Genomic DNA, 25,136 nt, shown 5'->3' with positions numbered 1-25,136 from the left:
GGGCGACGCGAGGTGGCCACGCGAGCGGCGGCGGGGGGTGGCGCGGGTGGGCGACGCGGGTGATCTACGCGGGTCGCCTCGGCCTCCGGTTCGTCCTGGGTTCAGCGCGATCCCGAGGCCCGGCGGTCGGGGGCCCGGCATGACGGGCGCCCGACCATGCCGGGTTCGCGAGGCCGTCGGCGTTCGTCCGTCCGTGACGGCCGAACCCGGCTACGGGTGGGTTCGAGAGGTCGCGCCGGGTTCAGGCGCCGGGTGAAGCCGAGCGGTCGGGTCGGTGTGACGGGCGGGTTGCGGAGACGGCGGCCCGGCGAGACCCAGTTCCCGGGTGCCGAGCGGGGTGAAGAAACGCTCCACGTCGGCGGCGGCGACCTCGGCGAGAGTGGCGGGCGACCAGCGCGGGCTGCGGTCCTTGTCGACGATCTGGGCACGGACGCCCTCGACGAGGTCGGGGCAGGCCAGGGCGGCGCAGGAGACGCGGTACTCCTGATTCAGCGCATCCTCCAGCGAGCCGAGACGCCGGGCACGGTGCAGAGCGGCCAGGGTGACCTTCAGCGCCGTGGGCGACCGCGTGAGCAGGGTCTCCGCGGTCTCCACAGCGGCCGGGTCGCCGTGGGCGCGCAGGCGCCGGACGATCTCCTCGACGGTGCCGGCGGCGTAACACGCGTCGATCCATCCGCGCGCCGCGGCCAACTCCCCTTGGGGCGGCGGCTGCTCGTGCCGGGCGAGGGCCTCACGCACCGGCAGGTCGGCGAGTTCGGCGAGAAACGTCGGGAGCGAGGAGGACGGCACATAGTGGTCGGCGAGTCCGCACAGCACGGCGTCCCCCGCACCGATCTGCGCGCCCGTCAGGGCGAGGTGGACGCCGAGCTCACCCGGCGCGCGGCCGAGCAGGTGTGTGCCGCCGACGTCGGGCACGAATCCGATGCCGGTCTCGGGCATGGCGATCCGGGAGCGCTCGGTGACGATCCGCACGCCGCCGTGCGCCGAGACGCCGACGCCGCCGCCCATGACGATGCCGTCCATGACGGCGACGTAGGGCTTGGGGTAGCGGGCGATACGGGCGTTGAGCCGGTACTCGTCCCGCCAGAAGGCCGCCGAGGCCCTCCCGTCACCGTCGCGGGCGTCGTCGTGGACGGCGCGGATGTCGCCGCCCGCACACAGGCCACGCTCCCCCGCGCCGGTGAGCACGACGGTCTCGACGGCCGGGTCGTGCTCCCACGCGGTCAGCGCGTCGTCGATGCGGCGCACCATCGCATGGTTCAGGGCGTTGAGGGCGCGTGGGCGGTTGAGGACGAGGCGGGCGGCCCGGCCCACGGTCTGCACCAGAACGGGGTCCTCGGCGCCGGTCATCCGCGGACCCCCACCCTGGAACAGGCTTCTTTGCTGGAACGGGTTTCCCTGCAGCAACGGGTTTCCGTGCAGCAACCGGTTTCCGTGCGGGAACGGGACTCTGCCCGGGAACCGGTTTCCGTCCGGGAACCGGTTGCCGTCCGAGCGCAGGCTTCCGTCCAGGAACGGGTTCCCCTCGGGACACAGGCTTCTGTTCGGGAACGGGTTTCCGCCCTGGGAGGGGAATCCGTCAGGCCGCTGGACGCGGTGACACTCATGATCTCGTCGATCCCCTTCCGGGGTCCGGTGGACGCGGTTCACGAACGATCTTCTCAGGTGGGTGCGCCGGCCCGGTCGTGCCCCGGGGTGGGCCCTCGCCGGGCCGTCCGTTCGGGTCCGCCGGCCTCCCGGCGCGACCGCGATCGTGGCCCGTCCCGCCGGCCCGCCCCGGTCCGGCCCGTCCGCTTAGCCCGCCCGCCCGGCCACGCCACGCCACGCCACGCCACGCCACGCCCACGATGCCGACCGCGCCCTGCGGCGGCTTTCCGCTCCCCCGCGACGGCCCGCGACGGATACTCGGCGGAGCCGAACCGCCGAGGCCGAGCAGGAGACCGCCATGGCCATGGACTTCACCGCCGAGACCGCGACGAACGCGGTGGTGGACAGTTTCGCCCACACCCCCGACCCCCGGTTGCGGGAGCTGCTGAGCGGCCTCGTGCGGCATCTGCACGACTTCGTGCGGGAAGCCGAGCCGACCCGGGCCGAATGGGAGCGGGCGATCGCTTTCCTCACCGACGCCGGGCACCGGTGCGACGACACCCGGCAGGAGTTCATCCTGCTCTCGGACGTCCTGGGCGTGTCGATGCTCGTCGAGGCGATCAACGACCGCAAGGAACCGGCAGTCACCGACTCCACCGTCCTCGGGCCGTTCCACATGGTCGAGTCCCCCGCGCGGGTGCTCGGGGACACCATCGACCTGGTCGGCGCCGGTGAGCCCTGCCTCGTCAGCGGCCGGGTCTTGTCCGTCGACGGCAGCGCGCTGCCCGGCGCGACGCTGGACGTGTGGCAGGCCGACGACCACGGCTTCTACGACGTCCAGCAGCCCGGAGAACAGCCGCCGGGCAACGGCCGCGGCCTGTTCACCGCGGACGCCGAGGGCCGCTTCCGGTTCCGCTCGTGCGTGCCGAGCCCGTATCCGATCCCGACGGACGGGCCGGTCGGGACGCTGCTCGAGGCGACCAACCGCCACCCATACCGGCCCGCCCACATCCACTTCATCGCGAGCGCCGCCGGCCACCTGCCTGTGACGACGCACATCTTCGTGGCGGGCAGCGACTATCTGGAGTCGGACGCCGTCTTCGCCGTCAGGAAGAGCCTCGTACAGGAGTTCACCGAGGTGGACGACCCGGCGCAGGCGGCGGCGTCCGGTCTGGCCAACCCCTTTCGCCGGGCCCTCTTCGACATCGTGCTGCAGCCGGTGGTGGAATGACCGGGCAGGCCCTGGACTTCGCCCACCGGTCCCAGCCGATGCGGGTCGTGTTGCGGCCGGGCGCCGTGCCGCACGCGGTGGCCGCGGAGACCGGGCGGCTCGGCCTGCGCCCTGTCCTCGTCGTGTAGGGCGAGCGGGCCAGGACACGGCCCGCGCCGTCGCCGCCCCCGTGACGGACCGGCGTCGCCGTCGCGCCTACGCCGCACGGGTCGCCGTCGCCGTCGCCACCGCTGACGCCCCGGCTCGGCCCCGGCTCGGCCGCACCCGCCGGAGGGCCGGGACGCAGCTCCCCCGCCCGCGCCGCCGCCCCCGCCGCCCGTGCCCTGTTCCGCGCCCCCCACCCGATGCCGCCGGCTCCTCCCGATCCGGTGGTGGCGGCCCGCGCCGGCTGCCAGAGTCGCGGCATGACTCTGGACGTCGCCGCGCTGCGCACCCGTTTTCCGGCCCTCGCACAGGGCTTCGCCTTCTTCGACGGCCCCGGCGGGACCCAGACCCCCGTACAGGTCGCCGAGGCCGTCGCCCGGACGATGACCGGCCCGCTGTCCAACCGGGGGCTCGTCAGCGTCTCCGAGCGCAACGCCGAGCAGGCCGTCGCCGACTTCCGCGCCGCCTACGCCGACCTCCTGGCCGTGCCCCCGAACGGCATCGTGCACGGGCGCAGCGCCACCCAGCTCACCTACGACTTCTCGCGGCACCTGGCCAAGGACTGGCGGGCCGGCGACGAGATCGTCCTCAGCAGGCTGGACCACGACGCGAACGTGCGCCCCTGGATCCAGGCCGCCCGGCGCGCCGGCGTCGCCGTCCGCTGGATCGGGATCGACCCGGCCACCACGGAACTCGACCTCGGCTCCTACGAGCGCGCGCTGTCGCCCCGCACACGGCTGGTGGCGGTGACGGCGGCCTCGAACGTGCTGGGCACCGTGCCGCCGGTGCGCCGCATCGCCGACATGGCCCACGCAGTGGGCGCCCTGGTGTATGTGGACGGTGTGCACTACGCCGCACACCACCTGGTGGACGTGCCCGCACTCGGCGCCGACCTGTTCGTCTGCTCGCCGTACAAGTTCCTCGGGCCGCACTGCGCGGTGCTCGCCGCCGGGCCGGAGACCCTCGAAGCTCTCGCGCCGGACAAGCTGCTGCCGTCCACGAACGCCGTGCCCGAGCGGTTCGAGTTCGGGACGCTGCCCTACGAGCTTCTCGCGGGCGCCACCGCCGCCGTGGACTTCCTCGCCCGGATGGACGACACGGCGGGTCCCGCGGGCGAGTCGCGCAGGCAGCGGCTGGCGCGTTCACTGCGGTCCCTGCACGAGCACGAGAACGCGCTGCGCTCTCGGATGGCGGCCGGACTGGGCGCGCTGGGCGACGCCGTCACCGTCCACGCGAAGGCCGCTCAGCGCACGCCGACCGTCCTCATGACCCTCCGGGGCCGGGACGCGCGCGAGGCGCAGGCGCACCTGGCGGCGCGGGGAGTGGTGGCCCCGGCGGGCTCCTTCTACGCCCATGAGGCCTTCGCCGCGCTGCAGCTCGACGATCCCGCGCTGCGGGTGGGGCTCGCTCCCTACAACGACGAGGAGGACGTCGACCGGCTGCTCGACGGGCTCGCGCACTTCCTCTGAGCCACCCGCGACTTTCAGACTTGTACAGCTCGTTTTCTTGAATCGTTCGTGTTTATGCCGTAGGTTCGCACGCATGACAGCACCCGGTACACCGACCACCGCCGAGGAGCTGCGCGGTGCCGGCCTGCGGGTGACGGCCGCCCGGGTCGCGCTGCTCCAGACCGTCCGGGCGGGCGACCACCTCGGCGTCGAGGCCATCGCCTCCGGGGTGCGCGACCGCGTCGGGCACATCTCGCTGCAGGCCGTCTACGACGCCCTGCACGCGCTGACCACGGCCGGGCTGGTGCGCCGCATCGAGCCGCCGGGCAGTCCCGCCCGGTTCGAGGGACGCGTCGGCGACAACCACCACCACCTGGTGTGCCGGTCGTGCGGCGCCGTCGTCGACGTCGACTGCGCCGTGGGCCATGCCCCCTGTCTGACCGCCTCGGACGACCGCGGCTTCTCCATAGACGAGGCCGAGGTCATCTACTGGGGCCTGTGCCCCGACTGTTCGACCGTTCGCAGCACCTGAGCATCCGCTGCACCCGCACCACCCGCACCACCGATCATCAGCAGGACCCCCGCGCCTCCGCAGGACCCGAGACCCGAGCACCCGAACCCCTGCGGCACCTGAGCATGTGATCCGACCAGCCCAGAAGGATTCCCCCATGACCGAGAACCATGACGCGATCGTGACCGACTCGAAGGCGGCGGAGGCAGGTGGCTGCCCGGTCGCGCACGGCCGTGCAGCGCACCCGACCCAGGGCGGCGGCAACCGCCAGTGGTGGCCGGAGCGGCTCAACGTGCGGATCCTCGCGAAGAACCCCGCCGTGGCGAACCCGCTCGGCGAGGGCTTCGACTACGCCGAGGCGTTCCAGGCGCTCGACCTCGCGGCCGTCAAGCAGGACATCGCCGAGGTGCTCACCACCTCGCAGGACTGGTGGCCGGCCGACTTCGGCAACTACGGGCCGCTGATGATCCGCATGGCCTGGCACAGCGCGGGCACCTACCGCATCAGCGACGGCCGCGGCGGCGCCGGCGCCGGTCAGCAGCGGTTCGCCCCGCTCAACAGCTGGCCGGACAACGCCAACCTGGACAAGGCCCGCCGGCTGCTGTGGCCGGTCAAGAAGAAGTACGGCCAGTCCATCTCCTGGGCCGACCTGATGATCCTCACCGGAAACGTCGCGCTCGAGCAGATGGGCTTCACGACGTTCGGCTTCGCGGGCGGCCGCGAGGACGTCTGGGAGGCCGAGGAGGACGTCTACTGGGGTCCCGAGACCACCTGGCTGGACGACCAGCGCTACACCGGCGACCGCGAGCTGGAGAACCCGCTCGGCGCTGTCCAGATGGGCCTCATCTACGTCAACCCCGAGGGCCCGAACGGCAACCCGGACCCGCTGGCCGCGGCCCGCGACATCCGTGAGACGTTCCGCCGGATGGCGATGAACGACGAGGAGACGGTCGCCCTGATCGCGGGCGGTCACACCTTCGGCAAGACCCACGGCGCGGGCCCGGCGGACAACGTCGGCGCCGACCCCGAGGCCGCCTCGCTGGCCGAGCAGGGCCTCGGCTGGAAGAGCAGCTACGGCACCGGCAAGGGCGGCGACACCATCACCAGCGGCCTGGAGGTCACCTGGACCTCCACGCCGACGCAGTGGAGCAACGGCTTCTTCGACAACCTGTTCGGCTTCGAGTGGGAGCTGACGGAGAGCCCGGCCGGCGCGAAGCAGTGGGTGGCCAAGGACGGCGCGGGCGCGGGCACCGTCCCGGACGCGCACGACGCGTCCAAGCGGCACGCCCCGACGATGCTGACGACCGACCTGTCGCTGCGCTTCGACCCGATCTACGGGCCGATCTCGCGCCGCTTCCACGAGAACCCCGACCAGTTCGCGGACGCCTTCGCCCGCGCCTGGTACAAGCTCACCCACCGCGACCTGGGCCCGAAGTCCCTGTACCTCGGCCCGGAGGTCCCGGCGGAGACCCTGCTGTGGCAGGACCCGCTGCCGGCGGCCGACGGCGAGGTCATCGGCGCCGAGGACATCGCGGCCCTCAAGGCCAAGCTCCTCGCCTCCGGCCTGACCGTCTCGCAGCTGGTGTCCACCGCGTGGGCCTCCGCCTCCACCTTCCGCGGCAGCGACAAGCGCGGCGGCGCCAACGGCGCCCGCATCCGCCTCGAGCCGCAGCGCGGCTGGGAGGTCAACGAGCCCGACGAGCTGGCGCAGGTGCTGCGCGTCCTCGAGGGCGTCCAGGCGGAGTTCAACTCCGGTGCGAAGAAGGTCTCGCTGGCCGACCTGATCGTCCTCGGCGGCGCCGCCGCCGTGGAGAAGGCCGCCAAGGACGCCGGACACGACGTGCAGGTGCCGTTCACGCCGGGCCGGGTGGACGCCTCGCAGGAGCAGACGGACGCCGAGTCCTTCGCCGCGCTGGAGCCGACCGCCGACGGGTTCCGCAACTACCTCGGCAAGGGCAACCGCCTGCCGGCCGAGTACCTGCTCCTCGACCGGGCGAACCTGCTCAACCTGAGCGCTCCGGAGCTGACCGTCCTCGTCGGCGGTCTGCGCGTCCTGGGCGCGAACCACGGGCAGTCCTCGCACGGCGTCCTCACCGACGCCCCCGGCACGCTGACGAACGACTTCTTCGTCAACCTCCTCGACCTGGGCACGACCTGGTCGTCGACGTCCTCGGACCAGTCCCTCTTCGAGGGCCGCGACGCCGCCACCGGCCAGGTGAAGTGGACCGGCACCCGTGCCGACCTGGTGTTCGGCTCGAACTCCGAGCTGCGCGCGGTCGCCGAGGTCTATGCGAGCGACGACGCGAAGGAGAAGTTCGTGACGGACTTCGTCGCGGCGTGGGCCAAGGTCTCCGACCTCGACCGGTTCGACCTGGTCTGACGGAGCCGGCTCTCCGGAAGAACGGCACCAGCAGGGCGTCCGGCCCGGTCCTCAGCGACCGGGCCGGGCGCCCTGGCGCGTTCCGCCGCGGACCGGCGGTGCGGTGACAGGTGAGGCATCGGCGGCTCCGGTCGACGCACGAGCGCGGTGGGGCTGTCGAAACCATTGACGCGGACATGTGCGACCCATATCTTCTGGCCGAAGTTACGAACTTTGTTCGATATGACGAACAGTCCGCTTCATGGACAAGGGACGGTCCCGTATGCCCCGGATGTACCGCCGCAGCCCCCTGCTCGTCTGCGTGTTGGCGCTCCTCGTCGCCCTGGTGGCGGCGACCCAACCGGTGTCCGCGGCCGACGGCCGCCCGTACACCAACCCGCTGAAGTCGGCCAAGGGCGCCGACCCCTGGCTGGAGTACCACGACGGCAACTACTACCTGGTCACGACGACGTTCACGGGCGTCCTCGGCATCCGCAAGTCGCCGACGCTGGCCGGGCTCGCCACCGCGCCCACCGTGCAGGTGTGGTCCGACACCACCTCGACCCGCAACACCAACATCTGGGCTCCCGAACTCCACCAGTTCAACGGCCACTGGTATCTGTACTACTCGGCCGGCCAGGGCGGCGTCGCCTGCTGCGACTCGCAGCGCACCCACGTGCTGGAGAGCGCGGGCGCCGACCCGCTGGGCCCGTACACCTACAAGGGCTCCCTCACCGGCTCCAACCTCACTCCGGGGGGCTGGCTGATCGACGCGAGCGTGCTGCAGGTGAGCGGAAACCTGTTTCTCGTGGGAAGCGGTTTCGTGAACGGCAGCAAGCAGAGCCTCGTCATCGCACCGATGAGCAACCCGTACACACTGTCCAGCAACACGTTCACCGTCATTTCCAGCCCGACCCTGAGCTGGGAGACCTCGGGCGCTCCGGTCAACGAGGGACCGGAACCGCTGTATCACGACGGCCGAACGTTTCTGACGTTTTCCGCGAGTTACTGCCAGACCCCGGACTACAAACTGGGCCTGCTGGAGCTGACCGGCTCCGACCCGCTCAGCCCGGCGTCGTGGACGAAGAAGCAGACTCCGGTGTTCCAGCGCAGCGACGCGAACGGCGTGTACGGGCCCGGGCACAACGGCTTCTTCAGCTCTCCGGACGGCACCGAGAACTGGATCGTCTACCACGCCAACAGCGCCTCCACCGGAGGCTGCGGAAACGGCCGGACGACCCGCGCCCAGAAGTTCACCTGGAACGCCGACGGCACGCCGAACTTCGGCACGCCGGTCTCGCTCGGCACATCGCTGCCCGGCCCGTCCGGCGAGACGGCGACGACGCCGACGGCGTACACCCTCGTCAACCGCAACAGCGGCAAGTGCCTGGACCTCGACGGCGGTTCCGCCGCCGACGGCACGAACATCTTCCAGTGGACCTGCAACGGCGGGGCCAACCAGAAGTGGCGCTTCGAGGACCAGGGAGACGACACCAGCCGGCTGGTCAGCGCCGCCACCGGCGGGGTGATGGACACCGCCGACTGCTCCGCCGCCGACGGCGCGGACCTGCGTCAGTGGTCCTGGCTCAACAACAAGTGCCAGCGCTTCCGGCTCGTCTTCACCGCGACCGGTGACTACGTCCGGATCGTCAACGAGAACAGCGGCAAGGTCGCCGACGTCGCGAACTGCCAGACCACGAACGGCGCCGACGTACGGCAGTGGACCTGGCTGAACAACAACTGCCAGCAGTGGCGCCTCGTGCCCGCCTCCTGACTCCCGGCCCGCGCCCTCGCCCTCGCCCTCGCCCACCTCAGTCAACCCCCCATTTGGAGAACTCCCTTGAGACGCAACGCCGTTCGGCTGCTCCTGGCCGTACTCGTCGCCCTCGCGACCGCCCTCACCGGCCTGGGGGCCCCCGCCCAGGCCGCCGCGCCGGACTCCCCCGCCGTGACATACACCAACCCGATCGCCGAGAAGCGCGCCGACCCGCACATCTTCAAGCACACCGACGGCTACTATTACTTCACCGCCACGGTCCCCGAGTACGACCGCATCGTGCTGCGCCGGGCGACGACCATCCAGGGCCTGTCGACGGCCCAGGAGGTCACCATCTGGACCAAGCACGCCAGCGGGGTCATGGGCGCGCACATCTGGGCGCCGGAGATCCACTTCATCGACGGCAAGTGGTACGTGTACTTCGCGGCCGGGGCGACGTCCGACATCTGGGCGATCCGGATGTACGTCCTGGAGGGCGCCGGCGCCAATCCGCTGACCGCGACCTGGACCGAGAAGGGCCAGATCAAGACCACGTGGGAGAGCTTCTCGCTCGATTCGACGACCTTCGTCGTGAACGGCGTCCGCTATCTCGCCTGGGCGCAGCGCAACCCGGCGGAGAACAACAACACCAGCCTGTTCATCGCGAAGATGGCCAACCCCTGGACGATCACGGGCACGCCGACGGAGATCTCCCAGCCGACGTTGTCCTGGGAGACGGTCGGCTTCAAGGTCAACGAGGGGCCGGCGCTCATCCCGCACGGCGGCAAGGTCTTCATGACCTACTCGGCGAGCGCCACCGACGCGAACTACTGCCTCGGCATGCTGACCGCCTCCGCGACGGCCGACCTCACCGACCCGGCGTCCTGGAGCAAGGGGTCGCAGCCCGTCTTCACCACCAACGCGGCGACCTCGCAGTACGGCCCGGGCCACAACTCGTTCACGGTCTCCGAGGACGGGAAGTCCGACGTCCTCGTCTACCACGACCGCAGCTACAAGGACATCTCCGGTGACCCCCTGAACGACCCCAACCGCCGCACCCGGGTGCAGAAGGTGTACTGGAAGGCCGACGGAACGCCCGACTTCGGCATCCCGGTGGCGGACGGCGTCACCCCGCAGCGCTTCTCCTCGTACAACTACGCCGACCGGTTCATCCGCCACTGGGAGTACCGCGCCAAGATCGAGGCGAACGTCAGCCCGCTCGCGGACTCGCAGTTCCGCGTGGTGCCCGGACTGGCGGGAACCGGCACGGTCTCGCTGGAGGCCGCGAACTTCCCCGGCTACTACCTGCGGCACAAGAACTTCGAGGTGTGGCTGGAGAAGAACGACGGCTCGTCGACGTTCGCCTCCGACGCCGCCTTCTACCGCAGGGCCGGCCTCGCCGACTCGGCGGGCGTGAGCTACGAGTCGTACAACAACGCCGGTCGCTACATCCGCCACTACAACTACCTGCTGTACGTGCAGACGCCGAGCACGGCGACCGACCGGGGAGACGCGACGTTCTACGCCCAGTGACACTCCCGTCGACCGCCCCGTGACACTCGCTTCGAGATGACGACGGCGCTCCGACAGCCCGCGGAAGCGGTGCCGTCGGAGCGCCGCCCCGTTTCGGCGGCAGGCCGACCGTGTGCAGCGTCCAGCGACGCAGTTCCGAAGCCGGATACGACAGAGCTCACAGACGCCAGAGCTCACAGAGCCAGAGCTCGGGGACGCCAGAGCTCCAAGACGGCTGACGACGGAACTGCGACACCGCGCGGGCCGGAGTTTCGACAATTTCGACACCGCTCAAGCCGGAGTTTCTACGCCGCTCTCGACGCGCGAACCGGCATCAACCCTCACTCGTCGCCACTGATGCAGGGCACACAATGCGCAGGTGGGAGACTATACGTTGCGTGTATACGCTTTATGTATAGTCTCGACATGCGTTCACTGACGAGGAAGACGAAGAACAATCGGGCCTGGTTGCGCGGTGCCGCCATCTCGGTGGCGGCCGCCTGCCTGACGGTCACGCTCACCGGCTGCAGCGGCATGGACACCACCCGTCCGAGCGCCGTCCGGGCGCTGCCCTCGGCCACCGCGCAGGCCGCCCGCTTCGGTCCCGTGGACTGCCGAGTGGCGAAGTGCATCGCCCTCACCTTCGACGCGGGACCGAGTGAGAACTCCGCCCGGCTGCTCGACGTACTCAAGGAGAGACAGGTCCCGGCGACGTTCTTCCTGTTGGGCAAGGGACACATCGACCAGCACCCCGAACTCGTCAGACGCATGGCCGCCGAGGGGCACGAGGTGGCCAGCCACACCTGGGACCACAAGATCCTGACGCGGATCGAGCCGGAGAAGATACGCGAGGAACTCCAGCGCCCCAACGACGAGATAGAGCGCCTCACCGGCCGGCGCCCCACTCTGATGCGTCCGCCGCAGGGCCGCACCGACGAGACGGTGCACGAGATCTGCCGCGAGCTGGGACTCTCCGAGGTGCTGTGGACGGTGACCGCCAAGGACTACACGACGACCGACCCCGCGCTGATCCGGCGCCGGGTCCTCGCGCAGGCCGACCGGGACGGCATCATCCTGCTGCACGACATCTACGACGGGACGGTACCGGCGGTACCGGGGATCATCGACGCGCTGAAAGAGCGCGGATTCGTTTTCGTGACCGTTCCTCAACTGCTGGCGCCCGGCAAGGCCGAGCCGGGGAAGGTCTACCGCTGACCCGAAGCACCGCCACCCGTCCCACCCCCGCCCCCCGTGCCACGGACCGCGAAGCGGCGAAGCGGCGGGTGATGCCCCGCGGAACGGGCCGGTGTCCCTACGATCGAGAACGTGGTCATCTTCCAGGTGGAACGCACGGTCCCGCTCTCCACGGAGGACGCCTGGCGGCGTCTGACGCAGTGGTCCCGACACGGCGACGTGGTGCCCTTCACGCGCGTCCTCGTACTCACTCCCCCGCCGACCCGCGAGGGCACGGTCTTCGTGGCACGTTCGGGGTGCGGCCCGCTCGCCTTCGACGACCGGATGGAGGTCACCGGGTGGCAGCCGCCCGCCGCCGGAGAGCCGGGCCGGTGCCGGCTGGAGAAGCGTGGCCGGGTCGTCCTCGGCTGGGCCGAGATCGAGGTGCGGCCGCGCCCCGGCGGCCGGACGCAGGTGATCTGGCGCGAAGAGTTGCGGGTGCGTTTTCTCCCGTCCGTCTTCGACCGCCTGGTGAAAGCCTCGGCGGGCTCGGTCTTCGGACGCGCCGCCGACCGCCTCCTGCGCACACCCTGAGGGCGAGCGCCCACCAAGGCGGGCCAGGCTGCGCCGGGCCGCCCCGCAGGTGTGACGCTTGACCGCTGTCGGGCGTGCCCCGCGGCACCTCTCAGGCGTCACTCGAAGCAGTCCCGCGGACGCGACTCGAAGCACACCGGCGTGCCCGACTCGAAGCGCCCCGGCGTGCGTGCTCCGTGGCAGCTCTGCCGGCGGGACCCATGGCCGGCGTGGTCCGGGATGCGGGTGCGGGATGCGGGTGCGGGATGCGGGATGCGGGTGCGGGATGCGGGGTCGGCGCGTCTCGACGACTCGCGTCCGCGCGGCGACCGGTGGCCGCCGGGCCGGGGGACGACGGGCCGGGGGACGACGGGCCGGGGGACGACGGGCCGGGGACGACGGCTCAGGCCACCGAACCTATCCGACCGGTCGGTGGCGACGTCACGTCGTGATGGATCGGCGTGTGCGCCCCGGTGAGCGAGAGCCCGCTGCCGCCGCGCCGCGCGGCGACGATCTCCGCCGCGATCGACAGCGCCGTCTCCTCGGGCGTCCGGGCCCCGAGGTCGAGACCGATGGGCGACCGCAGTCGCGCCAACTCCAGTTCCGTGACGCCTACTTCGCGCAGCCGGGTGTTGCGGTCGAGGTGGGTGCGGCGGGATCCCATCGCGCCGACGTAGGCGACCGGCAGCCGCAACGCCAGCCGGAGCAGCGGGACATCGAACTTGGCGTCGTGGGTGAGGACGCACAGGACGGTCCGCGCGTCCACCTGCGTGCGCTCGAGGTACCGGTGCGGCCACTCGACCACGATCTCGTCGGCCTCGGGGAAACGGGCCGCGGTCGCGAAGACGGGGCGGGCGTCGCAGACCGTCACGTGATAGTTCAGGAACTTGCCGACCCGGACCAGCGCCGACGCGAAGTCGATCGCCCCGAACACGATCATCCGGGGCGGCGGCACCGACGACTCCACGAGGACCGTGAGCGGCGCCCCGCAGCGTGCGCCCTGCTCGCCGATCTCCACCGTGCCGGTGCGCCCGGCGTCCAACAACGCGGCGGCCTCGGCCGCGACGGTGCGGTCGAGCTCGGGGTGAGCGCCGAATCCGCCTTGGTGGGCGGTGGCGGTGCGGGCGGAGTCGGTGTCGCCGTCGCGACCGCCCTGCGCGTGCACCAGCAGCGCGCGGCCGACGAGGTCGGCGGGTCCGTTCACGATCCTCGCCAGCGCCGCCGCCTCCCCGGCGGCCGCGGCCCGGAGGCCGGCGGCGATCACCGGGCGGACCGGATCGCCGACCCGCACCGGGGTGACCAGCACGTCGATGGTTCCCCCGCAGGTGAGCCCCACGGCGAAGGCGTCGTCGTCGCTGTAGCCGAAGCGTTCGCGGACCGGCTGCCCGTCCTCCAGCGACTGGCGGCAGAGCTCGTACACCGCGCCCTCCACACAGCCGCCGGAGACCGAGCCGACCGCCGTGCCGTCGGCGTCCACCGCGAGGGCGGCGCCGGGCCGGCGGGGCGCGCTGCCGCCGACGGCCACCACGGTGGCGACGGCGAAGTCACGTCCCTGCTCGACCCACCGGTTGAGCTCTTCGGCGATGTCCAGCATCTCTCGGTCTCCTTGACTGCGGTGATGTGACGGACGGTGTGCCCGGCGAGGGGCGGTCACGACGCGGCTAGTGCACGCCCAGCCAGCTCTCGATCGGGTTGAGGGAGAAGTAGAGGAGGAAGATCGCCGTCAGCCCCCACATGAAGGCGCCGATCTCTCGTGCTCTGCCCTGCGCGGCCTTGATGGCGACCCAGGAGATGACGCCCGCGGCGACACCGGCGGTGATGGTGTACGTGAACGGCATCAGCACGACGGTCAGAAACACCGGGACAGCGGTTGCCCGGTCCGCCCAGTCGACGTGCCGGGCGTTCATCAGCATCATCGCGCCGATGACCACCAGGGCCGCGGACGCCACCTCCTGCGGAACGATCGCGGTGAGCGGGGTGAAGAACAGGCAGGCGGTGAAGAACAGGCCGGTGACGACCGAGGCGAGACCCGTGCGCGCGCCCTCGCCGACGCCCGTCGCCGACTCGATGAACACGGTCTGGCCCGAGCCGCCCGCCACTCCGCCGATCGCCCCGCCGGCCCCGTCGATGAACAGCGCCTTGGACAGGCCCGGCATTCTGCCCTTGTCGTCGGCGAGGCCCGCCTCGGTGCCGACGCCGATGATGGTGGCCATCGCGTCGAAGAACCCGGCGAGGACCAGCGTGAAGACGATCATGCCGACGGTCATCGCGCCGACCTCGCCCCAGCCGCCGAACTCCACGTCCCCGAAGAGCGAGAAGTCGGGCATCGAGACGGCGCTGCCGTGCAGCTCGGGAGCGCCGGCCGCCCACTGCTTCGGGTCGACGACCCCGGCGGCGTTGAGGATCGCGGCGACGGCCGTGCCGCCGACGATGCCGACAAGGATGGCGCCGGGGACGTTCCGGGCCTGGAGCATGAAGATCAGCAGCAGGGTGCCGGCGAACAACAGCACCGGCCAGCCCGCCAGTTCGCCCGCCGGTCCGAGGGTCACCGGGGTCGCTCGGCCCTGGTGCACGAAGCCGGACTTGTAGAACCCGATGAGTGCGATGAACAGGCCGATGCCCATGGTGATGGCGTGCTTGAGGGCGAGCGGAATGGCGTTCATGATCATCTCGCGGAGGCCGGTGACGACCAGCAGCATGATGACGACGCCGTACATCACGCACATGCCCATCGCCTGCGGCCAGGTCATCTGCGGCGCCACCTGGGAGGACAGCACGCCGGAGACGGACAGTCCGGCGGCGAGCGCGAGGGGCACCTTGCCGAAGAATCCCATCAGCAACGTGGTGAAAGCGGCTGCGAAAGCGGTTGCGGTGATCAGGGCCTGCTGGCCGAGGGTGCCCCCGGCAGCGTCCTTGCCGGACAGGATCAGCGGGTTGAGCAGAAGGATGTACGCCATCGCCATGAACGTGGTGACGCCGCCGCGCACCTCGCGCGCGACCGTGGATCCTCGCCGGGATATGTGGAAGTACCGGTCGAGCCGGGAGCGTCCGGCGGGGACGCGGGTTTCCGTGTCCGCGTCGTCCGGGACGGTCTTCGGTTCAAGTGACTGGGTCATGTGGGCCTGCTCCCAAGGTTCAAAGGGGCACCCGCGCGCCGCGCTCCGCGGCGCTCACTGCGTTTGCGGGATTTGGGAAGGTGCGTCGGCCGCACGACCCGGGGGACGGCCCGAGACGAACGATCTGCCGGCTCCGGGCGGCGCGGAGGGTGTGACGTTCCGTGCGCCGCCCGGAGGGACTGTCACGCCGTGCCGGTCAGATGCTCCGGACGGACCGGCGTGCGGTTGAGCTCCAGCCCGGTCGCGTTCCGGATCGCCGCGAGGACGGCCGGGGTCGACGACAGGGTCGGCGCCTCGCCGATGCCGCGCAGCCCGTACGGCGCGTGGTCGTCGGCGAGTTCGAGCACATCGACGGGGATGGTCGGCGTGTCGAGGATCGTGGGGATCAGATAGTCCGTGAAGGAGGGGTTCCTGACCTTCGCGGTCTTCGGGTCGACGATGATCTCCTCCATGACCGCGACGCCCAGACCCTGGACGGTGCCGCCCTGGATCTGACCGATGACGGAAAGCGGATTCAGCGCCTTTCCGACGTCCTGGGCGCAGGCCAGCTCGATCACCTTCACCAGGCCGAGCTCGGTGTCGACCTCGACGACGGCGCGGTGCGCGGCGAAGGAGTACTGGACGTGCCCGAAGCCCTGTCCGGTGCGCAGGTCGAAGGGCTCGGTCGGCCGGTGCCGCCACTCCGCCTCGACCTCGACTGCCTCGTCCTCGAGCACGTCGACCAGGTCGGCGAGGACCTCGCCGCCGTCGGTGACGACCTTGCCGCCCTCCAGGAGCAGCTCGGCGGTGGCCCAGGCGGGATGGTAGGAGCCGAACCTGCGGCGCCCGATCTCCAGGACCTTCTCCCGGACGAGCTCACAGGAGTTCTTGACGGCGCCGCCGGTGACGTACGTCTGCCGGGAGGCCGAGGTGGAGCCGGCGCTGCCCACCCGGGTGTCGGCCGGCTGGATGGTCACCTGAGCGACGCCCAGCTCGGTGCGGGCGATCTGGGCGTGGACGGTGACACCGCCCTGGCCGACCTCCGCCATCGCCGTGTGGACGGTCGCGACGGGCTCGCCGGCGATCACCTCCATGCGGACCCTGGCGGTCGAGTAGTCGTCGAAGCCCTCGGAGAAGCCGACGTTCTTGATGCCGACCGCGTAACCGATTCCTCGTACGACGCTCTCGCCGTGCGTGGTGTTGGACAGACCGCCGGGCAGCTGCCGTACGTCCGCGCCCTCGCTGCTCTCCCACTGGCGCTCCGGCGGCAGCGGCATCGCCTTGACGCGGCGCAGGAGTTCGGCGACCGGAGCCGGGGAGTCGACCGGCTGGCCGGTGGGCATGATCGTGCCCTGCTCCATGGCGTTGAGCCGGCGGAACTCCACCCGGTCCATGCCCACCGCGTCGGCGAGCTTGTCCATCTGCGCCTCGTAGGCGAAGCACGCCTGGACCGCTCCGAAGCCGCGCATGGCGCCGCAGGGCGGGTTGTTGGTGTAAAGGGCGACGGCCTCGATGTCGACGTCGTCGACCACGTAGGGGCCGATCGACAGCGAGGCTGCGTTGCCGACGACCGCGGGGGACGCGGAGGCGTACGCGCCGCCGTCCAGGACGATGCGGCACTTCACATGCGTGAGCTTGCCGTCCTTGGTGGCGCCGTGTTCGTAGGTGAGCCTGGCGGGGTGACGGTGGACGTGTCCGAAGAAGGACTCGAAACGGTTGTAAACGATTTTGACGGGTTTTCCGGTGCGCAGGGCCAGCAGGCAGGCGTGGATCTGCATGGACAGGTCCTCGCGGCCGCCGAACGCGCCGCCGACGCCCGACAGCGTCATCCGCACCTTGCTCTCGGGCAGGCCGAGGACGGGGGCGATCTGGCGCAGGTCGGAGTGGAGCCACTGGGTGGCGATGTAGAGGTGGACGCCGCCGTCCTCTTCCGGCACGGCGAGTCCCGACTCGGGGCCGAGGAAGGCCTGGTCCTGCATACCGAAGGTGTACTCGCCCTTGACGACGAAGTCGGCCCGCGCGGCGGCCCCTTCGGCGTCGCCGCGGACGATCGGCTGACGGTGGACGATGTTGGGGTGCGCGACGTGAGGGCTGTGGTGGTCGTCGCGGCCCTCGTGGAGCAGCAGCGCGTCCGGAGCGGTCGCGGACGCCTCGTCGGTGATGACGGGCAGCTCGCGGTACTCGACCTTGATCTTGGCGGCCGCGCGGCGGGCGGTCTCGGGGTGGTCGGCGGCCACGATCGCGACCGGCTCGCCGTGGTGGCGGACCCTGCCGTGGGCGAGGACCGGGGTGTCCTGGATCTCCAGGCCGTAGTTGCGCACGCCGGTCGGCAGATCGTCGTAGGTCATGACGGCGTGGACGCCCGCGGTCGCGAGGGCCTCGGAGACGTCGATGGAGACGATCTCGGCGTGGGCGACCGGGGAGCGCAGGATCTGGCCCCACAGCATGTCCTCGTGCCACATGTCGGACGAGTAGGCGAACTCGCCGGTGACCTTGAGGGTGCCGTCGGGACGCAGCGTGGACTCGCCGATGCCGCCCCTGGTCCGGGAACCCTGGGTGATCTTGGTGGGGGTGCCGACGGGGGCGCCCTCCGCTCGGGCTGAGCCGTGGGTGGGGAAGGGCATGTCAGACCGCCTCTCCCTGTCGGGCGGCCGCCAGGCGGACCGCGTCCATGATTTTCTCGTAACCGGTACAGCGGCACAGATTGCCCGACAGGGCCTCGCGGATGTCCGCGTCGGTCGGGTTCGGGTTGCGCTCGAGCATCTCGTCGGCGGCGACCAGCAGACCCGGGGTGCAGAAGCCGCACTGCACGGCGCCGGCGTCGATGAACGCCTGCTGGATGGGGGCGAGTTCGGTGCCCTCGCCGGTGTGTGAGTCGCCCGGCCCGGCCTCACTCCCCCGGGTGCCGTCCCGGGGCGCCGCCTGCTGCGTGCTCTGCGGTGACGTGCCGCAGGAACCGGTTCCGCAACCGTCGTGGGCCGCGCGCTGTCTGGCGTGGTCGGCGAGTCCCTCGACGGTGACGACGTCGCGGCCTTCCACCTGACCGGCGGCGACCAGGCACGAGCAGACCGGCACGCCGTCCAGACGGACTGTGCACGAGCCGCACTCGCCCTGCTCGCAGGCGTTCTTGGAGCCGGGCAGTCCGAGCCGCTCGCGCAGCACGTACAGCAGGCTCTCGCCCTCCCACACGTCGTCGGCTTCCTGGGGGCGTCCGTTGACCGTGAAGTTGACGCGCATTACGCAGCTCCCTCCGAGAGGCGGCGGGCGCCGCGGTACGACTCCCAGGTCCAGGTGAGTGTCCGGCGGGCCATGACGCCGACCGCGTGGCGGCGGTAGCTCGCGGTGCCCCGGACGTCGTCGATGGGGTTGCAGGAGGCCGCGCACAGCTGGGCGAACTGCTTGGCCACGGACGGCGCGATGATTTTTCCGTTGTCCCAGAAACCGCCTTCTTCGAGCGCGGCGTTCAGGAAGTCCTCGGCGGTCTTCGCGCGGACGGGGGTCGGTGCGGCGGAGCCGATGCCGGTGCGCACGGTCCGGGTCCCGGGGTGCAGCGCGAGACCGAACGCGCAGACGGCGATGACCATGGCGTTGCGGGTGCCGACTTTGGAGTACTGCTGGGGGCCGTCGGCCTTCTTGACGTGGACGGCACGGATCAGTTCGTCGGGGGCGAGCGCGTTGCGCTTCACGCCGGTGTAGAACGCGTCGATCGGGATCCGGCGCACGCCGCGCACCGACTCGGCCTCGACCTCGGCGCCCGCGGCGAGCAGTGCGGGGTGGGCGTCGCCGGCCGGGGACGCGGTGCCGAGGTTGCCGCCGACGCCGCCGCGGTTGCGGATCTGCGGGGAGGCCACGGTGTGCGAGGCGAGCGCGAGACCTGGCAGCTCGGCGCGCAGGCTCTCCATGATCCTGGCGTACGGTACGGAGGCGCCGAGCCGCACGCTGTCCTCGCCGGTCTCCCACTCGTAGAGGTCGCTGACACGGTTGAGGTCGAGCAGGTACTCCGGCCTCCGGTGGTCGAAGTTGATCTCGACCATCACGTCGGTGCCACCCGCAATCGGCACAGCGGTGGGGTGCTCGGCCTTGGCGGCGAGCGCCTCCTCCCAGCTGGCGGGGCGAAGGAAGTCCATGACCGGCTCTCTTCTTCGTCTGTCTCGTGAGTCGTTCGGTTCGAGCCAGAATCGGGTGCGGCGGGCCCGGCTCGTTCAGGTGCTGTTCACGCGGAATGAGCCCAGTACACAGGGCCTTGCTCCGACCGGGTCAGTCACGGAAACCATGAAGGAGTTGGCTGGTCGGTAGGGGCATCTTGTAGATTCGTATGAACGCAGGCCCTCGGTAACCTCCTCGTTTTCCTGTGGAAACGTGGGAAACAGCCTGGCGATCGAAGAATGCGGCTGGTGACCGGACGTCGTGGCGTCCGGCCCGCAAGGCGGAGGCGAGGCGGGCAGCCACCCGCCGCACCCTTCAGGATTCATCGTAGATTTCGAGACAGAGAACGGCGGCGACGAGATGCGGCTGCGCGCACTTCTGGACACCGATGCGCTGGGCCTCAGGCTCCTCGGCGGCGTGGACGAACTGGACCGCTCGGTGCGGGGCGTCATGACCACCGACCTGAGGGACCCCAGCCGGTACCTCTCCGGCGGCGAGCTGGTGCTGACGGGTCTGGCCTGGCGCCGGGACGCGGCGGACTCCGAGCCGTTCGTGCGGCTCCTGGTACAGGCCGGCGTGGCGGCCCTGGCGGCCGGCGAGGCGGAGCTCGGCGACGTCCCGGAAGACCTGGCCGCGGCCTGTGCCCGGCACCGGCTGCCGCTCTTCGCGGTGCACGAGTCGGTGGCCTTCGCGACGATCACCGAGCACGTCGTGCGGCAGGTGTCCGGCGAGCGCGCGGGCGACCTGGCGGCCGTCGTCGACCGGCACCGCCGGATGATGACCTCGGGACCGGCCGGCGGCGGCCCGGACGTCGTCCTGGACCTGCTCGGCTCCGACCTGGACCTGCGCGCATGGGTCCTGTCGCCCACCGGCCGGCTCGTCGCGGGTCCGAAGGCGGCGGGCCCGGGCCTGCCGGCCGAGGTGTGCGCGAAGCTGGCGGCGGAGCATCTGGCGGCCGTCCGTACCGCCCGGCGCGGACCGCACCGGGTGAACGTGGGCCCGGTGTCGTACTCGCTGTTCCCGATCCGCGGCGGCGGGCGCGCGCCACAGGTCCCTCAAGCGTCCCAGGCCGTGCGGGACGTGCGGGACGTGCGGGAGAGCGTCCTGTCGGACTGGCTGCTGGCCGTCGAGGCGGACGCCGGGGAATGGGCGGACGAGCGCCTCGACCTGCTCCAGGGCGTCACCCAGCTGATCGCCGTCGAGCGGGAGCGCCGGGACGCGGCGCGCACGGTCCGCCGGCGGCTCGCACAGGAGGTGCTGGAGCTGGTGCAGACGGGCGCGGCCCCCGCGGAGATCGCGGCCCGCCTGCGGGTGGCCGCGCCGGTGCTGCTGCCGGGTCTGGGGGCCGCCCCGCACTGGCAGGTGGTCGTGGCCCGAGTCGAGTGGGCCGACAGCGGCCTGGAGGCCGGCCCGGTGGCCCAGTCCCTTCTCGAGGAGATCCTGGTCGACCCGCAGGCCGGCGGCTCCGAGCCCTCCGACCGCATCGCCGTCGCCCACACGGGGGACGAGGCCGTCGCCCTGGTCCCGCTGCCGGCGGTGTCGAGCGAGCACGACGGCTCCGAGACCGGCGTCCTCGCCGACGCGCTGCTGGCGGCCGTGCGCGAGCCCCTGTCGGCCGGCCTCGACGGCGACGGACGGCTCACGCTGGGGGTCAGCGCGGCCGTGCACTCGGCGGAGGGGCTGCGCGGGGCGCTGGAGGAGGCCCGGCACGCCCGGCGGGTGGCAGCCGCCCGGCCCGGCCGGGTCTGCGCCGCGGGACATCAGGAGCTGGCCTCGCACGTGCTTCTGCTGCCGTTCGTCCCCGACGACGTGCGCCGGGCGTTCACCGCCCGCCTGCTGGACCCCTTGCGCGACTACGACCGGCGGCACCGCGCCGAGCTGATCCCGACGCTGGAAGCGTTTCTCGACTGCGACGGCTCGTGGACCCGGTGCGCCTCCCGTCTGCACCTGCACGTCAACACACTGCGCTACCGGGTCGGGCGTATCGAGCAGTTGACGGGTCGTGACCTGTCGCGCCTGGAGGACAAACTGGACTTCTTCCTGGCCCTGCGCATGAGCTGAGCCCGGACCGGCGTCGGCGGCCGGCCGTCGACCGCCGCCGGGCGAAACCCGGGAGGCGGAAACGTCCCACGACTTTGTGAAATCTTTCACCCGCCCCCTTGGCCCGGTGCCTCCATTCGTGCTGAGATGCGCCCACCACTCACAGCTCGACGGCGCGCTCGGGGAGGGCAACGTGGCGCATTCCGCCATGTCTGGTACCGGAACGACCTCAGGTGACGATCCTGTCCAGATTGCGGTATGGCGGCTGCGTTCACGCGCCTGTTGGGCGGACGCGGCGTCCCTGCTGCCACCCGACACGGCCACGGGCGCGATCCAGCGGGCCTCCCTGATGGTGGAACGGTGCCTGTACACCGAGCAGGGCTGGCAGGACGCCGAGGACGCGCTGCGCACGGCGGAGGCACTGGCCCACGACGACGAGGAGCGGGGCGCGGCCGCTTGTGAACGCGGGCACCTTGCCTATGCGGCCACGGTGCACAAGGTGCGCGACCGGGTGGACGAGGCCCGGGCCGCGCTCGGGCGGGCGGCGGCGCTGATCCCGCCGGACGCCCCCGCACGGGCGCTGCTGGACTTCCGCAGGGGCCTGCTCGCGGAGAACATCACCCGTTCCCCACAGGCCGCGAGGGCCGCGTACCGACGCGCCCACACCGCCGCCGCCGCACAGTCGGACTCGCTGCTGCTGTCCTTCACCTGGCGCCACCTCGCCGGACTGGCCCTGCGTGAAGGCGAGTTGGCCGAGGCCCGGCACGGGTTCGCGGAATCCCTGCGCATCCGCGAGGAGTTGGGCTATCTCGTGGGCACCGCCCCGGCACTCGCCTCACTCGCCGACGCGGAGACCGAGCCCGAGGCCGCCCGCCTGCGGGAGGAGGCCCGCCGCCTGTTCCGGCTCCTGGGAGGCGTGCCGACCTGGCTGGCACGCCAGTTGACCCCTCCGGCGTCCCCGGCGGCACCCAGCCCGTCCGGCGCCTGAGTCAGGACCCGGCCCGGAGCGGAGGGAAACACCGCGAGAGGCAGCTGCTCCGGTCGGGCCATGTCCGCCCGTCCGGCGTTTCATGCCAGCTCCGTCCGGCGCTCATGTCAGCCGTCCGGCGATGCATGTCAGCCCGTCCGACGCTTCAGAGCGTGCCGGGCGGGCGTCGATCAGCACAACTCCGGTCAGGGGCATGCCAGCCCGTCCGGCGTTTGAGAACGGGGCACCGTCAGGGCCGAAGCGGGGGCTGAGGGCGGCAGCCCTCGAAGGGCGCGGGCCGGAAACAGAGAAAGCGGTCACACAACGAGCCGCTTCTCACCCACCCGCACCGACGAAGTGCCCTCGCATCAGCGCCTGCACCACATCCGGATCCCCCGCCGTCAGAGCCTCGAGCAACGACACGTGCTCGGCCGCGTCGGCGACGAGGGCAGCCCGGATCCGCCCCGCCGGACCACCGGCCAACGGCCACTGCGACCGCCGATGCAGGTCCTCGGCGATGCCGACCAGCTGCTCGTTGCCCGACAGCGCGAGCACCGCGCGGTGGAAGACGCGGTCGGCCTCCGCGTACGTCGCCCGGCAACCGGTGGCCGCCGCCCGCACGCCCGCCTCCGCGAGGGGCCGCAGCTCGGCCCAGCGCTCGGCGGGCACGGTCCGGGCGAGCCGCATCAGCACGGGCACCTCGAGCAGCGCCCGCACCTCCGCCAACTCGGCCAGTTCACGGACTCCCCGCACGATGACCCGGAAGCCCCTGTTCGGCACCACCTCGACGGCGCCCTCCAGCGCCAGCTGCTGCATCGCCTCACGCACCGGCGTCGCGGACACCCCGAAGCGTTCGCCGAGCACCGGCGCCGAGTAGACCTCGCCCGGCAGCAGCTCCCCCGTGACGAGCGCGGTGCGCAGCGCATCGAGGATCTGGCCGCGCACCGAGGCACGCTGGACGACCGGTCGGGGCTGCTGCGCCGAAGGTCCTTGCTCCCGACCGCAACCGAGCGCGGAGGCAGGCGCCGTTCCCGAGACGGGGGCCGGCCCGGGAACGGGCGCCGCGGCCGGCACGGGGGCTGCAGCCGAGCCGGGGGCAGAGGTCTCGCCGTGCGTGTGCTCCCCGCGGGCGGCGCCCGCCGGACCGCACCGCTCGCGCTCGCCCCCCGCGCCGTACTCGGCAGATCCGACGGGCCCGGCAGACCTGGCGGCCCCGGCAGACCTGACGGGGTCCGCCGGCCCGGCAGACCCGGCCCGCGACTGCACCGGCACCCGGGCACGGCCCTCGCCCTGTGGTGAAACCGGTATGCCCGTTTCCGTGGAGCCCTGCGCACTGTGCTCCACGGGGCCTCCTCCGGCGTTGTCGGTACTTGCGGTCATTACGGGTGGTTGTTACTCGTCCGTCAAGCACCTTAGGCGCACTGGCCGTCAGTTCAAATCCCAACGACGGTGATTTAGGTTAGGCTTACCTGAAATCGCTTACGAAACGGCGGTCTGCCATGCCCCCAGCTTCGTCGGTCACGGCCGCGGCCTACGCCGTCCTCGCGCAGGCGCTGCCGGAGCTGAGCGTCACGGAGCTCGGGCAGTCGGAACCGTTTCCCGACGGTGCCGGCTGGGTGCGCGCGGCGCAGCTGGCAGCGGGCGGACCGGCGCTGGAAACATTTCTCTCCTGGGACGACGAGCAGGTCGTCCGTGACTACGGTCACCGGGCCCGTCCGGACGTGATCGCCAGTTTCGGACTTCGCCGGTACTCCTGGCCCGCCTGCCTGCTGATCACCGTCCCCTGGTTCCTGCACCGCCGGGTGCCCCGTTTCCCCGTGACGCACGTCTCGTACGACCGCACCGACGGCGGCATGCGGATGGCGGTCCGCCCGCCGACCTCCTTCGCCTGCCTGCCGGGCGACCCTGCGGCGCTGCTGCCGGGCGCCCGGGTCGTACGGGACGAGGAGGCGCTGCGGACCGAGGTGCGGGCGGCGATAGCCGAGCACCACGAGCCCGTGCTCGCCGGCTTCGGACCCCGCGCGCGACGCCGCGGCCGGGCCCTGTGGGGCATGGTGACGGACGAGATCGTCGAGGGCCTCTGGCACGTCGCCGGGCTGCTCGGCCCCGACGAGCACGAGCGGGCGAGACGGGAACTGGAACTCCTGCTCCCTGGCGCCACCCGCCCCTACGTCGGCACGGCGGCCTTCCGCGACCTGATCGGCCCGGACGGCGCGTCCCTGCCGACCCGCGACCGGGCGAGCTGCTGCCTGTTCTACACGGTGCGCCCCGAGGACGCCTGCGCCACCTGTCCGCGCACCTGCGACGCGGACCGCGTCACCAAGCTCACTGCTGCCGCCGCCGGTTGACCACCCCTCAGACGCCGGCGAGGACGCGCCCCGCCGACGAGCCGCCGCGGGACGTCCCGTAAGATCACCCGGACGAGACCGCCCTACGGTTACGAGCGATTCACAACTTTCTCACTCGCCACGGGAACTTTCCGTTGAACCACCCGTACGGGTAGTCTTATTCGAACTCAACTCCCGCCCCTCAAGCGGCAGTTCGAGCAGAACGTCGCCCTGGGCATTCCCTTGCACCTCCTTGGCGGCCTCTTG

The 25,136-nt window shown here is 71.7% G+C and carries 19 protein-coding genes; 12 read left to right on the top strand and 7 right to left on the bottom strand.

All coding sequences use genetic code 11. The features are described 5' to 3' along the window. Positions 1 to 210 precede the first annotated feature (210 nt). Positions 211 to 1,350, bottom strand: coding sequence for an enoyl-CoA hydratase/isomerase family protein (locus ACN6LD_RS14570; protein ID WP_445043365.1), 1,140 nt, complete (start codon positions 1,348 to 1,350; stop codon positions 211 to 213). A 595-nt stretch (positions 1,351 to 1,945) separates the two neighbouring features. Here ACN6LD_RS14570 and ACN6LD_RS14565 point away from each other — a divergent pair. The 9 genes from ACN6LD_RS14565 to ACN6LD_RS14525 all read left to right on the top strand — a co-directional run bounded on the left by ACN6LD_RS14565 (position 1,946) and on the right by ACN6LD_RS14525 (position 12,315). Next, on the top strand, positions 1,946 to 2,818 hold the full coding sequence (locus ACN6LD_RS14565) for a dioxygenase family protein (RefSeq protein ID WP_445043364.1): 873 nt from the start codon (positions 1,946 to 1,948) through the stop codon (positions 2,816 to 2,818). Beyond that, a complete protein-coding gene (locus ACN6LD_RS14560; protein ID WP_445043363.1) occupies positions 2,815 to 2,946 on the top strand; it encodes a hypothetical protein in 132 nt (43 codons plus the stop codon). Before ACN6LD_RS14565 ends, ACN6LD_RS14560 begins: the two co-directional genes overlap by 4 nt. 276 nt (positions 2,947 to 3,222) lie before the next feature. Beyond that, positions 3,223 to 4,431 (top strand): cysteine desulfurase-like protein, encoded by a 1,209-nt coding sequence (locus ACN6LD_RS14555; RefSeq protein WP_445043362.1) that lies wholly within the window; start codon positions 3,223 to 3,225, stop codon positions 4,429 to 4,431. Positions 4,432 to 4,504: 73 nt separating this feature from the next. After that, positions 4,505 to 4,942 (top strand): Fur family transcriptional regulator, encoded by a 438-nt coding sequence (locus ACN6LD_RS14550; RefSeq protein ID WP_057576024.1) that lies wholly within the window; start codon positions 4,505 to 4,507, stop codon positions 4,940 to 4,942. Positions 4,943 to 5,078: 136 nt separating this feature from the next. Then, a complete protein-coding gene (gene katG, locus ACN6LD_RS14545) occupies positions 5,079 to 7,301 on the top strand; it encodes a catalase/peroxidase HPI (protein WP_445043361.1) in 2,223 nt (740 codons plus the stop codon). Positions 7,302 to 7,542: 241 nt separating this feature from the next. Further along, the gene (locus tag ACN6LD_RS14540; RefSeq protein ID WP_445043360.1) at positions 7,543 to 9,054 is read left to right on the top strand and encodes a family 43 glycosylhydrolase; all 1,512 of its coding nucleotides are present in this window, start codon (positions 7,543 to 7,545) and stop codon (positions 9,052 to 9,054) included. A gap of 66 nt (positions 9,055 to 9,120) precedes the next feature. Beyond that, positions 9,121 to 10,569, top strand: a complete 1,449-nt coding sequence (locus ACN6LD_RS14535) for a family 43 glycosylhydrolase (RefSeq protein WP_445043359.1) — start codon at positions 9,121 to 9,123, stop codon at positions 10,567 to 10,569. 405 nt (positions 10,570 to 10,974) lie between these two features. Beyond that, positions 10,975 to 11,763, top strand: a complete 789-nt coding sequence (locus ACN6LD_RS14530; RefSeq protein WP_445043358.1) for a polysaccharide deacetylase family protein — start codon at positions 10,975 to 10,977, stop codon at positions 11,761 to 11,763. Between the two features lie 111 nt (positions 11,764 to 11,874). Further along, a complete protein-coding gene (locus tag ACN6LD_RS14525) occupies positions 11,875 to 12,315 on the top strand; it encodes an SRPBCC family protein (RefSeq protein WP_319193433.1) in 441 nt (146 codons plus the stop codon). Positions 12,316 to 12,697: 382 nt separating this feature from the next. On the opposite strand, the gene ACN6LD_RS14520 is transcribed toward ACN6LD_RS14525, so the two are convergent. The 5 genes from ACN6LD_RS14520 to ACN6LD_RS14500 all read right to left on the bottom strand — a co-directional run bounded on the left by ACN6LD_RS14520 (position 12,698) and on the right by ACN6LD_RS14500 (position 19,516). Continuing rightward, positions 12,698 to 13,888 carry an XdhC family protein gene (locus ACN6LD_RS14520; protein ID WP_319193432.1) on the bottom strand — a complete coding sequence of 397 codons (1,191 nt, stop codon included), beginning with the start codon at positions 13,886 to 13,888 and terminating at the stop codon, positions 12,698 to 12,700. A gap of 67 nt (positions 13,889 to 13,955) precedes the next feature. Further along, a complete protein-coding gene (locus ACN6LD_RS14515) occupies positions 13,956 to 15,410 on the bottom strand; it encodes an NCS2 family permease (protein WP_445043357.1) in 1,455 nt (484 codons plus the stop codon). Between the two features lie 182 nt (positions 15,411 to 15,592). Further along, the gene (locus tag ACN6LD_RS14510) at positions 15,593 to 18,013 is read right to left on the bottom strand and encodes a xanthine dehydrogenase family protein molybdopterin-binding subunit (protein ID WP_319193429.1); all 2,421 of its coding nucleotides are present in this window, start codon (positions 18,011 to 18,013) and stop codon (positions 15,593 to 15,595) included. A 1-nt stretch (position 18,014) separates the two neighbouring features. After that, entirely contained in the window at positions 18,015 to 18,626 is a 612-nt protein-coding gene (locus tag ACN6LD_RS14505) for a (2Fe-2S)-binding protein (RefSeq protein WP_319193428.1), read from the bottom strand. Beyond that, a complete protein-coding gene (locus tag ACN6LD_RS14500) occupies positions 18,626 to 19,516 on the bottom strand; it encodes an FAD binding domain-containing protein (protein ID WP_319193426.1) in 891 nt (296 codons plus the stop codon). The genes ACN6LD_RS14505 and ACN6LD_RS14500 overlap by 1 nt, the downstream gene beginning before the upstream one ends. 379 nt (positions 19,517 to 19,895) lie before the next feature. Between ACN6LD_RS14500 and ACN6LD_RS14495 the strand changes: the two genes are divergently transcribed. Continuing rightward, entirely contained in the window at positions 19,896 to 21,596 is a 1,701-nt protein-coding gene (locus tag ACN6LD_RS14495; RefSeq protein WP_445043356.1) for a PucR family transcriptional regulator, read from the top strand. A 172-nt stretch (positions 21,597 to 21,768) separates the two neighbouring features. Next, complete coding sequence (locus tag ACN6LD_RS14490) at positions 21,769 to 22,563, top strand: hypothetical protein (RefSeq protein ID WP_319193424.1); 795 nt, start codon at positions 21,769 to 21,771, stop codon at positions 22,561 to 22,563. A gap of 315 nt (positions 22,564 to 22,878) precedes the next feature. Here ACN6LD_RS14490 and ACN6LD_RS14485 read toward each other — a convergent pair whose 3' ends face one another. Then, on the bottom strand, positions 22,879 to 23,922 hold the full coding sequence (locus tag ACN6LD_RS14485; RefSeq protein ID WP_445043355.1) for a GntR family transcriptional regulator: 1,044 nt from the start codon (positions 23,920 to 23,922) through the stop codon (positions 22,879 to 22,881). Between the two features lie 119 nt (positions 23,923 to 24,041). On the opposite strand from ACN6LD_RS14485, the gene ACN6LD_RS14480 reads away from it, so the two are divergent. Then, a complete protein-coding gene (locus ACN6LD_RS14480) occupies positions 24,042 to 24,890 on the top strand; it encodes a (2Fe-2S)-binding protein (protein WP_445043354.1) in 849 nt (282 codons plus the stop codon). Positions 24,891 to 25,136 lie beyond the last annotated feature (246 nt).

This window comes from Streptomyces sp. SAS_272 (assembly GCF_052543235.1).
This window is presented reverse-complemented; position numbering and strand designations above follow the sequence as displayed.

Coding starts and splice junctions, on each gene's coding strand:
- ACN6LD_RS14530 (WP_445043358.1), top strand. CDS start 10,975: ATGCGTTCACTGACGAGGAAGACGAAGAACAATCGGGCCTGGTTGCGC.
- ACN6LD_RS14565 (WP_445043364.1), top strand. CDS start 1,946: ATGGCCATGGACTTCACCGCCGAGACCGCGACGAACGCGGTGGTGGAC.
- ACN6LD_RS14495 (WP_445043356.1), top strand. CDS start 19,896: ATGCGGCTGCGCGCACTTCTGGACACCGATGCGCTGGGCCTCAGGCTC.
- ACN6LD_RS14555 (WP_445043362.1), top strand. CDS start 3,223: ATGACTCTGGACGTCGCCGCGCTGCGCACCCGTTTTCCGGCCCTCGCA.
- ACN6LD_RS14510 (WP_319193429.1), bottom strand. CDS start 18,013: ATGCCCTTCCCCACCCACGGCTCAGCCCGAGCGGAGGGCGCCCCCGTC.
- ACN6LD_RS14550 (WP_057576024.1), top strand. CDS start 4,505: ATGACAGCACCCGGTACACCGACCACCGCCGAGGAGCTGCGCGGTGCC.
- ACN6LD_RS14505 (WP_319193428.1), bottom strand. CDS start 18,626: ATGCGCGTCAACTTCACGGTCAACGGACGCCCCCAGGAAGCCGACGAC.
- ACN6LD_RS14480 (WP_445043354.1), top strand. CDS start 24,042: ATGCCCCCAGCTTCGTCGGTCACGGCCGCGGCCTACGCCGTCCTCGCG.
- ACN6LD_RS14500 (WP_319193426.1), bottom strand. CDS start 19,516: ATGGACTTCCTTCGCCCCGCCAGCTGGGAGGAGGCGCTCGCCGCCAAG.
- ACN6LD_RS14560 (WP_445043363.1), top strand. CDS start 2,815: ATGACCGGGCAGGCCCTGGACTTCGCCCACCGGTCCCAGCCGATGCGG.
- katG (WP_445043361.1), top strand. CDS start 5,079: ATGACCGAGAACCATGACGCGATCGTGACCGACTCGAAGGCGGCGGAG.
- ACN6LD_RS14485 (WP_445043355.1), bottom strand. CDS start 23,922: ATGACCGCAAGTACCGACAACGCCGGAGGAGGCCCCGTGGAGCACAGT.
- ACN6LD_RS14570 (WP_445043365.1), bottom strand. CDS start 1,350: ATGACCGGCGCCGAGGACCCCGTTCTGGTGCAGACCGTGGGCCGGGCC.
- ACN6LD_RS14520 (WP_319193432.1), bottom strand. CDS start 13,888: ATGCTGGACATCGCCGAAGAGCTCAACCGGTGGGTCGAGCAGGGACGT.
- ACN6LD_RS14515 (WP_445043357.1), bottom strand. CDS start 15,410: ATGACCCAGTCACTTGAACCGAAGACCGTCCCGGACGACGCGGACACG.
- ACN6LD_RS14540 (WP_445043360.1), top strand. CDS start 7,543: ATGGACAAGGGACGGTCCCGTATGCCCCGGATGTACCGCCGCAGCCCC.